We start from the raw sequence: 14,159 nt of genomic DNA, 5'->3' as shown, positions 1-14,159 counted from the left end.
CGGTGAGGATGGTCGGGTGGACCCTACGACGATCGAGCAGTTCCTCGACAACGGCTTCATCAGGATCGAACGGGCCTTCTCCGAGGAGACCGCGCGGGCCTGCGCGGAACTGCTCTGGGCGAAGACCGGCACCGATCCGGACGACCCGGCCTCGTGGACGGAGCCGGTGCACTGGGTCTCCGACATGTCGGACGCGCCCTTCGTGGAGGCCGCCAACACCCCGGTGCTGCACGACGCGTTCGATCATCTGGTCGGCCCCGGCCGCTGGGTGCCGCGGCCCTCGCTGGGCTCCTTCCCGCTCCGCTTCCCGCACCCGCGGGAGCCCGACGACGCCGGCTGGCACATCGAGGGCAGCTACTACCGCGAGGGCGAGAAGTGGCCGTTCGCCAACCTCCGTTCCGAGGGCCGGGCGCTGCTGATGCTGTTCCTCTTCAGCGAGACCGGCGCCGAGGACGCTCCGACCCGGATCCGGGTCGGCTCACACCTGGACGTCCCGCCGGTCCTGCTGCCGTTCGGCGAGGAGGGAGCGTCGATCCTGGAGATGGCCCCGCGGATCGACGAGGTGAGCGCGCACCGGCCGGTCGCGCTGGCCACCGGCAGCCCCGGGGACGTCTATCTGTGTCATCCCTTCCTGGTGCACGCGGCCCAGCCGCACCACGGCAGCCGCCCCCGGTTCATGGCGCAGCCCCCGCTGTTTCCGGCGGTCCACTACGAGCTGGAACGGTCCAACGGCGCCTACTGCCCGGTGGAGACCGCGATCCGGCGGAGCCTGGAGGGGTCCCGCGGCATCGGCGGCGGCCGGACCGTTGGATAGCGTTCAGGGCATGTTGCACGGGCGTACCGAGGAGCGGGCGGCGGTCGGGGAGCTGCTGGCCGGTGCCAGGGCGGGCCGCAGCGGGGTGCTGGTGCTGCGCGGCGACGCCGGCATCGGGAAGACGGCGCTGCTCGACGACACGGTCGACGCGGCCGGCGGGATGACGGTCGTCCGCGGCTCCGGCGTCGAGTTCGAGGCCGAACTGCCCTTCGCCGGGATCCAGTTGCTGCTGGTCCCCGCGATGGGTTCGCTGGGCGCGCTGCCCGAACCCCAACGGCTCGCGCTGGAGGCGGCGTTCGGGATGACCGTCGCGGCGGCCCCCGACCCGATGTTCGTCGGGCTCGCCGTGCTGTCCCTCCTCTCCGCGCACTCGGGCGACGGACCGCTGCTGTGCGTCGTGGACGACGCGCAGTGGCTGGACCGGGTGTCCGCCGACGCGCTGATGTTCGCCGCCCGGCGGCTCCACTCCGAGGGGATCGCCCTGGTCTTCGCGGCGCGGGACGGCGAGGGCACGTTCCCCGCCCCCGGCCTTCCCGAACTGCGGCTGGGCGGGCTGCCGCCGGTGTCGGCGGGCGCCCTGCTCGCGCTGCACGGCGCCGAGCTGTCCCCCACCGTCCGCCACCGCGTCCTCACCGAGGCCCAGGGCAATCCGCTGGCGCTGCTGGAACTTCCGGTCGCGTTCCAGGCGGAGCGCCCCGACGGCCGTTTCCGGCCGGGCGCGCTGCCGCTCACCAGCCGTCTGCACATGGCGTTCCACGGCCGGGTCAGCCATCTGCCGGCCGCCACCCAGCTGCTGCTGCTCGTCGCGGCGGCCGAGCACACCGGCGATCTGCGGGCGATCCTGCGGGCGGCCGGGGCGCTGGGCGCCGGCGCGGCGGATCTGCCGCCCGCCCAGGAGGGCGGTCTGATCCGGCTGGACGACGACCGGCTGCGCTTCCGCCATCCACTGGTCCGGGCCGCGGTCTACCAGCGCGCCCCGCTGGCCGACCGGCTGACCGTGCATCAGGCACTGGCCGCGATTCTGGACGCCCCGCAGGACGCGGACCGCAGGGCCTGGCATCTGGCGTCCGCCGCGACCGGCCCCGACGAGACGGCGGCCACCGCGCTGGAGGACACCGCGGGACGGGCCAGGGACCGCAGCGGTTACGGAGCGGCCGCCCTCGCCTTCGAACGGGCCGCCCGCCTCAGTACCGACCCCGGGGCCGCGACCCGGCGGCTCGCCCTGGCGGCCGAGGCGGCCTCCGAGGCCGGTGAGCTCGACCGGGCCCGCGACTTCGCCGAGCAGGCCGCGCGCCGGACCGGCGATCCCGCGCTGACGGCCCGGCTGCTCCATGTCCGGGCCCTGGCGGACTTCCTGAGCGGCTCCTTCCCCACCGCGCACCGGCTGCTGACCGACGGCGCCCGGCACGCGGCCACCGCCGATCCGCAGCGCGCCGCGCGGATGCTCATGCAGGCCGCCCACACGGCCTGGTACCTCGGTGAACAGGACGTCGCGGACACCGTGGCGCGGCTGGACGCGCTGGTACTGCCGGCCACGGATCCCGTGACGCCGGTGGCCCGCTTCATCACCGCCGCTCTCGGCCCGCCCGCCGCCGGCGGCCCGCCGGACCTGACCGCCGCCGTCACCGCGGCCCGCGCCGCCGGGTCCCGTGATCCGCGCGACCTGATACTGCTGTGCGGCGCCGGGCTGGCCGTCGGGCAGGACGACGAGGCCCATGAACTGGCCGCCGCGCTCACCGCCGAGAGCCGCGACCGGGGTGGCATCGGCCGGCTGCCGACGGTGCTCTTCTTCATGGCCGAGGCGGAGGTGTTCGCGGGCCGGCACCGTGACGCGCTGGCCACCGCCGAGGAGGCGCTGCGGATCGCCGGGGACACCGGACAGCAGCAGTGGACCAGCCAGTTCAGCAGCGTGCTGGCGTATCTGGCGGCCGTCGAGGGGGACGAGGAGCGCTGCCGGAAGTACTCCGACGACGCGCTCGCCGTCGTCGCCGGCGCGGCGATGCCGCCCGGCGCGCCCTGGTCGTACTGGGCGCAGGGCATGCTCGATCTGGGCCTGGGCCGCGCGCAGTCGGCGATGGACGGGCTGGAGCGGCTCACCCATGAGCCGCTGCGGCACCACTTCTGCGCCACCCGCAGCACCCCCGACCTGGTCGAGGCAGCCGTCCGGCTGGGTCTCGGCCCGCGCGCCGCCGGGCCGTTCGCCCGCTTCGAACGCTGGGCGGCCCGCTCCCGGCAGCCCTGGTCCGACGCGCTGGTGCTGCGCTGCCGGGCGCTGCTCGCCGCCGATTCCGAGGCCGAGACGCACTTCACGGCCGCGCTGAAACTCCATGACGAGCACCGCCGTCCGCTGGAGCACGCCCGCACCGCGCTGCTGTACGGCGAATGGCTGCGCCGTGCCCGCCGCAAGAGCGAGGCGCGCGGCCAGTTGCAGGCGGCGCTCGACGTGTTCGAGCGGCTGGGTACCCGGCCGTGGGCGGACCGGGCGCGCAGCGAACTCGGGGCGACCGGCTCGGTCGCCCCGCGGAGCCGGGAGCCGGGCGTGCTCGCGGGGCTGACGCCGCAGGAGCTGCAGATCGCCCGGCTCGCCGGGCAGGGCATGTCCAACCGGGACATCGCGGCCCGGCTGTTCCTCAGCCCGCGCACCGTCGGCTACCACCTGTACAAGGCGTACCCGAAGCTCGGGATCGCCTCCCGCGGCGAACTCGCCGCCCTTTTCGAGTGATCGCCCCCGGAGCGGGGCAGGTCGGGAGATGCTGACCGGATGAACGCACCTGATCAGGCTCGGAGAACACCGGGAAGTGTGCTGGCCCTCCACGTCGACGATGTGCCCACCACCGAGATCGGCCCCGGCATCCTGCTGCGCGAACTGCCCGGCCCGGCCCCGTTCACCTTCTGGGTGGTGGACTTCGAACCCGGCTCCCGGTGGCCCGGCGTCGATGTGCACGAGACGGTCGGCGAGGGCTACTTCGTGGCCGAGGGCGAGGTCATCGAGGGCGACCTGCGGCACGGCCCCGGCACCTACGTCCTGCTCGAACAGGGCTCCAGCCACCGACCGCGGTCCGAGACCGGGGCGCGGGTGTTCGGCTACAACCACCCCGCCGGCTGACCGCGCACCGGTTCGGGTACGGGTACCGATCCGGGGCGGAACGCGGAAGTGCCCGCCCGTCCCGGGTCAGTTCCAGGACAGGCGGGCACTGCGCGTCTCACGAGGCGCGCGCGTTCACGCGCGGCGTCGCGGGACGGGTCAGACGGTCACGCCGTGCTCGTTCAGGTACGCGACCGGGTCGATGTCCGAGCCGTAGTCGGGACCGGTACGGATCTCGAAGTGCAGGTGCGGGCCGGTCACGTTGCCGGTCGCGCCGGACAGGCCGATCTGCTGGCCCTCGGTGACGGTCTCGCCGGCCGAGACGGACAGCGAGGACAGGTGCGCGTACTGCGAGTACTTGCCGTCGCTGTGCTGGATGACGACCTGGTTGCCGTACGCGCCGCCGTCGCCCGCGGAGATGACGGTGCCGGCGGCGATCGCCTTCACCGTGGTGCCGGTCGACACGACGAAGTCCACACCGGTGTGGTAGCCGCTGGACCAGCTGGAACCGGACTGGTGGTACGGGGTGCCGATGCTGGCGCCCGAGACCGGGAGGGTGTAGCCGGAGGAGGAGCTCGCGGCGGCGGGGGCCTTGTCGGCGGAGGACGAGGACTTCACGGTCGACTCGCTCTTGGCCGGGGCCTTCTTCGCCGGGGCCTTCTTCGTCTCCGTCTTCGTCTCCGTGGACGCCTTCGGGGACGCCTTCGGCGCCGGGTCGGCGGACGGGGCGGAGTTCGACGGCACGGCCTTGGAGCCCAGGGCCAGGGTCTGGCCCGGGAAGATCAGGTCCGGGTTGCCGCCGACGGTCTGCTTGTTGTCGGCGTACAGCTTCTGCCAGCCGCCGTTGACGTGGTGCACGTCGGCGATCTTCGACAGGCTGTCCCCGCCGACCACCTTGTACTTGTCGGCGGTCTTCGCCGGAGCGGCCTTGGCGGCCGGGGCGGCGTGCGCCGGGGCGGAGGCGGCGGCGTTCGCGGCGGTCACGTGCGTGTCAGCGGCGAAGGCGTTCGACGACATCGCCAGCGGCAGCGCGAGCGCGGCGCCACCGGTGCCGGCCGCGACGCAGATCCTGGTGAGCCGGCTCATACGGCCAATACGGTGCTTTCCCTTTGCGGGCATGGGGGAGTTCCTCTCCTACGCCGGCGAGGTGAGCTGTCGGGTTCGGGCTGGAGCTGCCCGGTCGCGGCATGCGCCATTGACGGCGCGGCCTGTTGCGACTTCACCCCAAGCCGTTCCCGACCTTCGGGAACGGCACTTACCTGGGTCCCCCGCTCCTGCCGTAGAAGTTTGGTGTTCAAAGCACCGGGCAGCGGCAGGACTAGGCGTTCCACCCGGTGGGATCCTGCGAGCATTTGACCCGCAGGAGAGCGAAGCTAGGCGAACTCCCGACGACAGGGCAACATTCGGGCATGAGCCGCATATCACGTGCGGAGCCGCCCGCGCATTTCGGTGACCCTGAGTCGTTCCGCCCGTTCTGTACGTGTGCGATTTCTTCACTTTCAGTGAAGCGACACACTGAAGGCGTAATAAAAGACGTATGTCGGGAACGCACCGTGGAGAAGGCGGCAGCTCTGCGTATCACACGCGTGAGCCCGCTCACTCGGCGGGCCGGGTGTGAGCGCGGTCACGTGCCGAGCGGTGCCCGATCCCGCCCCTGGACCTGCCCGGCGAACTGCCCCGAGGCGTGCCCCGGGCGGATCCGGGGGTCGAGGACGCGGCTGAGGCGGTAGGCCGCGACCCGGAAGCCCACCGCGGGCCAGTGACCCGCCGCCAGCGGCGAAGCGGAGTGCCAGCGGGCGCCGATGTGCCGGTACTCGTGGTCGTACGCCCAGGCCGCCGCGGTGGCGAGCAGGATCCGGCTGACGCCCTCGCCCCGCGTGGACGGCTCGACGTACGCCTCGGCCAGCTCCACGCAGCCGTCCGGGGTGACCGGGCCGGCCGGGGACGGGGCGAGCAGCACCATGCCGATCTCCTCACCGCCGCGGCCGGCGATCCAGGCCGCGCAGCGGGGGTCGGAGAGCGTGTCGGTGTAGCGGGTGCGCATCGCGGCGAGGGCGGCGTCGGACTGCGGCAGGAACATGGCCGACTCCCGCTGGTAGCGGGCCGACTCCGCGGCCATCCGGCCGATCTGCGGCAGATCGCCGGGGCCGGCCCGGCGGATGCTCAGCCCGTCCACCCCGCGCGGCTGCCGGCCGCGGGGCTTGACCGCCATCAGCCCGTACATCTCCTCGAAGCCGAAGCCCAGTTGGCACCAGTCCATCGCGGCGGTCCCGGACGCCGGCAGTTCGACGTAGTGGACCAGCCGCCGCTGGGCGACGAGCCGGGCGGCGGCCTCGGTGTACAGGGCGAGCAGCGCGGCGTTGTCGCGCTGCCCCGGCGCGGGTGCGTGCCCGCCGTGCCGGACCACCGCGGAGCGCGGGTGGCTGCGGAGCGCGGCGGGGGTGTCCTCGGCGAGGTCGAGCGGGGAGGCCGCGAGATAGCCGGCGGGCCTGCCGCCGCTGTCCCGGGCGAAGTAGGCCTCTGTGTCCGGTTCCGCGAGCAGTCTTCCGAGCAGTTCCTCACCGGTGGGGGCGCCCGGCGGCCGGCCCTTGCGGGAGTGTCCGGACCAGCGGTCGTACAGGGCGGCGGCCTCGGGTATGTGCTCGGCGCTCATCGGCGCGATCGCGAAGGTCATGGTGGTGGGCGACGCTAGCCGTCCGCGTGGTCCGGCGGCAAGGGATGTCCGCCCCACGCCGGGTGCCGGGGGTCGTCGGCGTGCACCAGGACGTCCGCGGCCTCCGCCGGACGGACCTCGTCGGCGTACCGCCCGAAGGCGGGGAGTGTCCAGTGCTCTTCGTCCGGGGTGCGCCGGGCCAGGGCCGCCGGGGAGAGCCGCAGATGGACCGTCAGGTCCAGGTCGAGCCCCTGGCCGAGCAGGAGTTGACCGTCCAGCAGCAGGACGCCGCCGGGCGGCAGTTCGACGTAGCCGGCCCGGGTCGCGCGGTCGGTGGCCGCGTCCCACAGCGAGGGCAGCACCCGGCCGCTGCCGCCGGGCGCCAGCGGGTCGAGGACCTCGCGGCGCAGCGCTCCGGTGTCCAGCCACAGGTCGTAGTACGCGTCGGAGTCCTCGCGGCCGTACTCGAAGCGCAGCGAGGCCGGCCGCCAGAAGTCCGCGGCGCGCACCCGCAGGACGCGGTGGCCGCGGGCGGGCAGCTCACCGGCGAGCGCGTCCGCCAGGGCGGCCGGCGCGGCGGCCGGGGCGCCGTCGACGGCCACCCGCAGCCACGGCCTGGCGGCCGTCGGAGTGAGGCCGGCCACCCGGTCGGCGAGGGTCCCGGCCAGCCGTGGCCAGGTGATCGGAGTCAGCCGCATGGGCGGCATCGTCGCATACGCGGCGCCACGCCCTGGCCCTGGATCGGCGGGGTCACTCGGCCGTCCGGGCGACTTGGCTGCGCCATCGGCGTGACGGCGGACATGACCCGCGGCGGGCCCGGCAATGATCGCGCCGAGATCGCTCCGGCGGGCTTCCGGAACGACCATCCGGGGGAAATTTCCTACAAATCACCCGTTTACCACTTTCCAGTACCCATTACTTTTTGTGAGCCTGGAAGAACTCATGGTGACCGTCCCCATCACCCAGGAGAAAGCCCAATGATCCTGTCTATCTCAGGCGTCGTTCTGCTCGGCGTCATCGCGTTCCTGTTCTTCCGCAAGGACGGACTGAAGGTCTCCCACCTTCTCGTCTGCGCCCTCTTCGGCTTCTACCTCGCGGGCACCGGCATCGCCCCGAGCATCAAGGCCGGCGGAGCCAGCCTTGCGAGCCTGCTGGGCGGGATCAAGATCTAGCGGGGCCGTCTACGACGGCAGCCCCAGGGCCCGGGGCCGCATGCCGGCGCTCCGGGCCCCACCTCGTCACCCACGACCCGCCACCCTCCCGCGAACCCACCCACTGGAGCATCCGTGGCCAGGCGCCCCCTCCCCAGCATCCTGAGCAGCAGGCCGTCGTTCGCGACCATCGTGAACAGCCGGCCGTCGCTCGCGCGCAGCCGCGAACTCGCGCGGACCGCCGCCGACAGTGCCACCGACGTGCTCCATCCGCTGATCACCATCACCCGGGGCATGCGCATGCAGGCCGGCTGGGCCCGCAGCTGGTGGGCCCGCACCCCCAAGGACCGGCGCGGCCCCGCACTGCTGCTCTGCGCCGCCGCGATCGTCGTCGTCGCGCTGATGCCGTACGGCCCGCTGCTGGCGCTGGGCGCACTGCTGGCCTGCGCGGGCTGGATGGGCCGCGACCGCACCGCCCCGGCGCCGACCGGACCCAGCGAGGCCGAGTCCGGGAAGCTCCAGGCGCTGTACGAGGCGCTGGTGCCCTATCTGTCCGACCCCGACGACCCGGCCCCGCTGTACGCGCGCGACGGCGGCTGGGACAGCGCCTTCACCGAGTACACCTTCGAGGAGGGCCGGCTGGCCCGGCTGCATCTGCGCTACCCGGCGTACTTCACCGACGGCGAGGCCACGGCGCGGTCCCGCGTCGAACAGTTGCTGCACGCCAAGGCGGGGCGCGGCCGCGAGTACCGCTTCGACTGGAACGAGGAGGAGAACCACCTCACCCTCACCGCGCTGGGGCCGCTGTCCACCGGCATCACCGCCCAGCGCTTCGTCACCGCGCCCGGCGAGACCGTCCTCGGCTTCACCGACTCCGAGGCCGTCCAGCGCACGGTTCCGGTCGCCGACGGGGACGAGGTCCGCGACGCCCCGGCCGTCGTCTGGCGGACCGGGCCGCGCGCCACCGAGCCGCATCTGCTGGCACTGGGCCGGCCGGGCACCGGCACGACCAGCCTGCTGCGGTCGATCGCCCTGCAGGCGCTGTGCCACGGCGATGTCGTGGTCATCGACGGCAGCGGCAGCGGTGAGTACGCCTGCCTCGTCGGACGTCCGGGGGTGCTGGCCGTCGAGAGCGGTCTGGCCGGGACCTGCGCCACCCTCGAATGGGCGGCGCACGAGACGGAACGGCGGCTGATCGCCGTCAACCGGGCCCGCCAGGCCGGGCATCCGGCACCGGAGGACACCCGCCGCCCGCTGTGGATCCTCGTCGACCGGCCCACCGCGCTCACCCAGCTCGCCCACGCCGAGGGCCGCCCGGACCCGCAGCTGCTGCTGGACGTCCCGCTGCGGCACGGGCGCACCGCCAACGTCGCGGTGGCCGTCGCCGACCAGGTCGACGCCGCCGAGGTACTGACCCCGGCCGTCATCACCCACACCCGCGCCCGCGTCCTGCTCGGCGCACTCGACCCCGAGCACGCGCGGGCCGTCCTCGGCGCCCCGCAGTGCACCACCTCGGCGGCCGAGGTCCCGGCCGGCCGCGGCTACGCCCGGCTCGGCACCGGCCCGGTGCTGCGGCTGCAGGTCCCGGCCACCCCGACCCGTACGACGAGGAGACCGGCGAGGCCGACCGCGAGGCCGTCCTGGCCCTGCTGCCCCTGGTCGACGCCCCCGCCGACGCCCTGGAGCACGAACCGGAGCAGGAACCGGAGCAGCACGCGCCGGAGCGGGAGCCCGGCCGGGAACCGCTGCCGCAGCCGCTGATCCGCCGGACGGCGGACCTGGAGCGCTGACGCTCCGCGCCGGAGCGGTCCGGGTCCGGTGCCCGCCGGACCCGGACCCGGATCCTGCGGTCAGGCCACGAAGAGGCCGGCGCCCTCGGCGTCGGAGCCGCCGCCGGAGCGGACGATGTGGGCGGCGGCGGCCAGCCGGGAGACGGCCTCCTTGGCGGTGGCGCCGCCGACCGTGAACGGCAGCCGCACATAGGACTCGAAGGCCCCGTCGACACCGAACCGGGGCCCGGACGGAACACGGACGCCGAGGCGTTCGCCCGCCACCGCGAGCCGGGAGCCCGACACGTCGCCGGTCCGCACCCACATCGTCATACCGCCGGCCGGCACGGTGAACTCCCAGTCCGGGGTCTGCTCGCGCAGCGCCGCCACCAGGTCGTCACGGTGCCCTGCGGCGCGGGCGCGGCGGGTACCGACGGCCTGGTCCCAGCCGCCGCCGCGCAGCAGCCAGGCCACGGCGAGCTGGTCGACGACGGGGGATCCGAGGTCCAGATAGGCGCGGGCGGAGACCAGCCGGCGGACGACGTCGGGCGCCGCCCGGACCCAGCCGATCCGCAGTCCCGCCCAGATCGCCTTGCTCGCGGAGCCGACCGTGATCACCGTGCCGCCCCGGTCGAACGCGGCCATCGGCCGCGGCACGGTCGTGTCCGCGTCCAGCACGAGCTCCGCCATCGTCTCGTCCGCGACGACCACGGTCCCCGAGGCGCGGGCCGTCTCGACCAGGGCGCGGCGCTGCTCGTCGCCGACCAGGGTGCCGGTCGGGTTGTGGAAGTCGGGCATGACGTAGGCCATCCGCGGCGCCGCGTCGCGCAGCACCCGCTGCCAGGCGTCGATGTCCCAGCCGCCGAGGTTGTCGCGCATGGCCACCGGCACCAGCCGGGCGCCGGTCTCGCGGAACAGCTCCAGCACGTTGGCGTAGCTCGGGGACTCCACCGCGACCCGTTCACCGAGCCCGACGAGCCGCCGGGCCGCCGCGGCGATGGCGCCCATGGCACCGGTGGTGACCATGATCTGCTCGGGCATGGTGGGGACCCCGCGGGCGGTGTAGCGGTCGGCGATGGCCTCGCGCAGCACGGGGAGTCCGGCGGGGAAGTCGCCGTGGGTGGCCGCGTAGGCCGGGAGTTCGGCCAGGGCGCCCTCCATCGCGCGGGTCAGCCACGGCTCGGGGGCGGGCAGGGCCGCGCAGCCGAGGTCGATGACGGTGCCCGCGGAGTCCGGCGGGAGCGGGTCGAGGATCCGGCTCGGCAGCGCGTGGCCCTCCGGTATGGCGGTCCAGCTGCCGGCGCCCCGCCGGGAGCGGGCGAACCCCTCGGCGCGCAGCGTCTCGTACGCGGCGGCGACGGTGGTGCGGCTGACGCCCAGCGCGAGGGCGAGCTCCCGCTCGGCGGGCAGCCGGGCGGCGACCGGTACCCGGCCTTCGAGCACCAGCAGCCGTACGCCGTCGGCGAGTCCGCGGTACGCGGGTACGCGGCGGCCGCCGGCACCGGGGGCCGGCCGGGGTTCGAGCAGCCGGGCGAGCGGCGCCGCTCCTACCGATGCAGTCCACTGCGACATGGAATTCAGTCCACCTTTCGCGGATTGGCTGTGGCGGTCACCCACATCCATGCCACAGAGTGCCACGTATCTTGCCACCTTCACCAGGGGGGTCACCGTGCACACCGGTCGCCGCATCGTCCATCTCTACGCCGGTCTGGTGCTGTACGGCGCCAGCGACGGCCTCCTGGTCGGCGCCGGTCTCGGTCTGGACCCGTGGGACGTCTTCCACCAGGGGATATCCGATCATTCCGGGCTGAGCATCGGCATGGTGTCGATCGTGGTGGGGGCGGCGGTGCTGCTGTTGTGGTGGCCGCTGCGGCAGCGGCCGGGCCTGGGCACCGTGTCCAACGTCTTCATCGTAGGACTGGCCATGGACGGCACGCTGCGGCTGCTGCCGGAGGTCCACGCGCTCGGCGTCCGGATCCCGCTGCTGGTGGCGGCGATCGTGCTCAACGGAGTGGCGACCGGCCTCTACATAACGGCACGCTTCGGACCCGGCCCGCGCGACGGGCTGATGACGGGACTGCACCGCAGGACGGGCCGGTCGATCCGGCTGGTCCGCACCGGCATCGAGCTGACGGTGCTGGCCGTCGGCTTCCTGCTGGGCGGCAGCGTCGGGGTGGGCACCGTGCTGTACGCGGTGGCGATCGGGCCGCTGGCTCAGTACTTCCTGCGCTTCTTCGAGATCCCGCAGCCGATCGCACCGCCGGAGCCGGAGCCGGTCACGCGGCCGGAGCCGGAACGCTCGCCGGCCGTCGCGGCCGGCGGGGACCGCCCGGTGGCCGGGGCCGCTGCGGACCCGGCCATACTGCCGTAGGTGAGCGCACCTCCCCCTCCCCCGGTCCACCCGTATCTGGACCATCCGGCACCCCTCGCCTTCGCCCATCGCGGAGGTGCGGCGGACGGCCTGGAGAACACCCTGACGGCCTTCCGCCGCGCCGTCGACCTCGGCTACCGCTATCTGGAGACCGACGTCCATCTGACGTCGGACGGCGTACTGGTCGCCTTCCACGACGCGACCCTGGACCGGGTCACCGACGCGCGCGGCGCCATCGCCGACCTGCCCTGGAGCGAGGTCTCCCGGGCCCGGGTCGCGGGCCGTGAGCCGGTCTCCACGTTCGCGGAGCTGCTGGCGGCCTTTCCCGGTGCCCGGTGGAACGTGGACGTGAAGGCGGAGGCCGCCGCCGGCCCGCTGCTCGACGCGATCCGCACGGCGGACGCCTGGGACCGGGTGTGCGCCGGATCGTTCTCCGAGGCCCGGGTGGCCCGGCTGCGGGCGCTCGCCGGACCCCGGCTGGCCACCTCGCTGGGCACCCGGGGGGTCGCGGGCCTGCGGCTGCGCTCGTACGGCGGCCGGCCGCTGGAGCGGCTGCCCGCGCGGCTGCTGGACGCGGCGGTACGGCGCGGCGCGGTCTGCGTCCAGGTGCCGGAGCGCGTCGCGGGCGTCCCGGTGGCGGACCGCAGGTTCATCGACGCCGCGCACCGGCGGGGTCTGCAGGTCCATGTCTGGACGATCAACGACCCCCGGCGGATGACCGCGCTCCTCGACCTCGGAGTGGATGGCATCATGACCGATCACATCGAGGCACTGCGCACGGTGTTGTCCGAGCGGGGGACCTGGTGGACACGGCGGTAACGGAGACGGCGGTCGCGGAGCGCGCCCTGGAGCGGCGCCGCGAGCAGCACGGCTGGTATTTCTACGACTGGGCCAACTCGGTCTTCTCCACGAGTGTGATCACGGTCTTCCTCGGCCCCTATCTCACGGAGGTCGCGAAGGCCGCCTCCGACGCCGACGGCTATGTGCACCCGCTGGGCATCCCGGTGCGGGCGGGCGCGTACTTCGCGTACACGATCTCCGCCTCGGTGCTGCTGTCGGTGCTGGTGATGCCGCTGGCGGGCGCGGTCGCGGACCGTACCGGCCGCAAGAAGCCGCTGATGGGAGCGTTCGCCTATCTGGGCGCGGCGGCGACCGCCGGGATGTTCTTCCTGTCCGGCGACCGCTATCTGCTCGGCGGCGCGCTGCTGATCGTGGCGAACGTCTCGTACGCGGCGTCCGTGGTGCTCTACAACGCCTTCCTCTCGCAGATCGCGGAGCCGCACGAGCGGGACGCCGTGTCGTCGAGGGGCTGGGCCTTCGGGTACGCGGGGGGCGCGCTGATGCTGGTGGCGAACCTCGGGCTGTTCCTGGGCCACGACGCCTTCGGCGTCTCCAAGGGGACGGCGGTGCGCATCTGCCTCGCCTCGGCGGGACTGTGGTGGGCGGTGTTCACGGTGGTGCCGCTGCGCCGGCTGCGGGACCGCCCGTCGCCACGCGCCGCCGCCGGCCCGTCCGCCGGCGACGCCGGGTCCGGCGCGCTCGGCCAGGGCTGGCGGCAGCTGGCGGCCACCGCCCGGGACATGCGCCGCTATCCGCTGACGCTCGCCTTCCTGCTGGCGTACCTCGTCTACAACGACGGCATCCAGACGGTGATCTCGCAGGCGTCGGTGTACGGCTCGGAGGAGCTGGGCCTGGAACAGGGCACGCTGATCACCGCCATCCTGCTGGTTCAGGTGCTGGCCGTCGTCGGCGCGCTGGTACTGGGCCGGCTGGCCGCCCGCTACGGGGCCCAGCGCACCGTACTGGCCTCGCTGGCCGCCTGGACCGTCACCATCGGCGCCGGATATTTCCTTCCCGCGGGTGAACCTGTCTGGTTCTTCGCGCTCGCTGCGGCCATCGGGATGGTCCTCGGCGGCAGTCAGGCGCTGTCCCGATCGCTCTTTTCCCACCTGGTGCCGCGGGGCAAGGAGGCCGAGTACTTCTCCGTGTACGAGGTCAGCGACCGGGGAACGAGCTGGCTCGGACCTCTGCTTTTCGGGCTCACGTACCAGCTGACCGGCAGCTATCGTGACGCGATCATCTCGCTGGTGATCTTCTTCGCGGTGGGGTTCGTGCTGCTGGCCCGGGTGCCGGTGCGCGCGGCGGTGGAGGCCGCGGGAAATCGCGTCCCGGACACAATTTAGGTATTGGGGGTCGCGGGCCGGTAGTGTACGCGGTTGTCCCGCCAGGTTGACCGTTACTGCGCGCCAAAGATACCCAAGCGCCGGGTGACATCTGGTAACAGATGTGACAAAACGGTCAATGGTGGGTACAAAC

At 73.7% G+C, this 14,159-nt stretch carries 11 protein-coding genes, 1 pseudogene and 1 riboswitch; of the genes and pseudogenes, 8 read left to right on the top strand and 4 right to left on the bottom strand.

Translation table 11 applies throughout. The features are described 5' to 3' along the window. The first annotated feature begins 16 nt into the window (after positions 1-16). Genes LNW73_RS28160 through LNW73_RS28150 form a run of 3 tightly spaced genes read left to right on the top strand, consistent with a single transcriptional unit; the run spans position 17 to position 3,920 of the window. A complete protein-coding gene (locus LNW73_RS28160) occupies positions 17-814 on the top strand; it encodes a phytanoyl-CoA dioxygenase family protein (protein ID WP_250991794.1) in 798 nt (265 codons plus the stop codon). Between the two features lie 10 nt (positions 815-824). Continuing rightward, positions 825-3,536, top strand: coding sequence for a helix-turn-helix transcriptional regulator (locus LNW73_RS28155; RefSeq protein ID WP_250991793.1), 2,712 nt, complete (start codon positions 825-827; stop codon positions 3,534-3,536). 39 nt (positions 3,537-3,575) lie between these two features. Then, complete coding sequence (locus LNW73_RS28150; RefSeq protein WP_250991792.1) at positions 3,576-3,920, top strand: cupin domain-containing protein; 345 nt, start codon at positions 3,576-3,578, stop codon at positions 3,918-3,920. A 138-nt stretch (positions 3,921-4,058) separates the two neighbouring features. On the opposite strand, the gene LNW73_RS28145 is transcribed toward LNW73_RS28150, so the two are convergent. From LNW73_RS28145 to LNW73_RS28135, 3 genes are all read right to left on the bottom strand, one after another. Then, entirely contained in the window at positions 4,059-5,018 is a 960-nt protein-coding gene (locus LNW73_RS28145) for a M23 family metallopeptidase (RefSeq protein WP_250991791.1), read from the bottom strand. A 5-nt stretch (positions 5,019-5,023) separates the two neighbouring features. Continuing rightward, positions 5,024-5,202, bottom strand: a riboswitch (cyclic di-AMP (ydaO/yuaA leader). A gap of 321 nt (positions 5,203-5,523) precedes the next feature. Then, on the bottom strand, positions 5,524-6,573 hold the full coding sequence (locus LNW73_RS28140) for a GNAT family N-acetyltransferase (RefSeq protein WP_250991790.1): 1,050 nt from the start codon (positions 6,571-6,573) through the stop codon (positions 5,524-5,526). Between the two features lie 14 nt (positions 6,574-6,587). Beyond that, the gene (locus LNW73_RS28135; protein WP_250991789.1) at positions 6,588-7,250 is read right to left on the bottom strand and encodes a uridine kinase; all 663 of its coding nucleotides are present in this window, start codon (positions 7,248-7,250) and stop codon (positions 6,588-6,590) included. A gap of 279 nt (positions 7,251-7,529) precedes the next feature. Here LNW73_RS28135 and LNW73_RS28130 point away from each other — a divergent pair, with 279 nt between their 5' ends. Next, positions 7,530-7,724 carry a hypothetical protein gene (locus LNW73_RS28130; protein ID WP_250974913.1) on the top strand — a complete coding sequence of 65 codons (195 nt, stop codon included), beginning with the start codon at positions 7,530-7,532 and terminating at the stop codon, positions 7,722-7,724. A gap of 114 nt (positions 7,725-7,838) precedes the next feature. Further along, positions 7,839-9,493 (top strand): annotated as a pseudogene (locus LNW73_RS28125) (hypothetical protein). Positions 9,494-9,553: 60 nt separating this feature from the next. Here LNW73_RS28125 and yczR read toward each other — a convergent pair. Beyond that, positions 9,554-11,044: a MocR-like transcription factor YczR gene (gene yczR / locus LNW73_RS28120; protein WP_250991788.1), complete on the bottom strand. Its 1,491-nt coding sequence runs from the start codon at positions 11,042-11,044 to the stop codon at positions 9,554-9,556. Positions 11,045-11,093: 49 nt separating this feature from the next. Here yczR and yczE point away from each other — a divergent pair, with 49 nt between their 5' ends. The 3 genes from yczE to LNW73_RS28105 are packed head-to-tail and all read left to right on the top strand — an operon-like array spanning position 11,094 to position 14,026. Next, complete coding sequence (yczE, locus tag LNW73_RS28115; RefSeq protein ID WP_250991787.1) at positions 11,094-11,843, top strand: membrane protein YczE; 750 nt, start codon at positions 11,094-11,096, stop codon at positions 11,841-11,843. Next, positions 11,844-12,662 (top strand): glycerophosphodiester phosphodiesterase, encoded by an 819-nt coding sequence (locus tag LNW73_RS28110; RefSeq protein WP_250991786.1) that lies wholly within the window; start codon positions 11,844-11,846, stop codon positions 12,660-12,662. Beyond that, entirely contained in the window at positions 12,647-14,026 is a 1,380-nt protein-coding gene (locus LNW73_RS28105) for an MFS transporter (protein WP_250974917.1), read from the top strand. Before LNW73_RS28110 ends, LNW73_RS28105 begins: the two co-directional genes overlap by 16 nt. Positions 14,027-14,159 lie beyond the last annotated feature (133 nt).

Source organism: Streptomyces sp. RKAG337, assembly GCF_023701715.1.
Taxonomy (GTDB): domain Bacteria; phylum Actinomycetota; class Actinomycetes; order Streptomycetales; family Streptomycetaceae; genus Actinacidiphila.
This window is presented reverse-complemented; position numbering and strand designations above follow the sequence as displayed.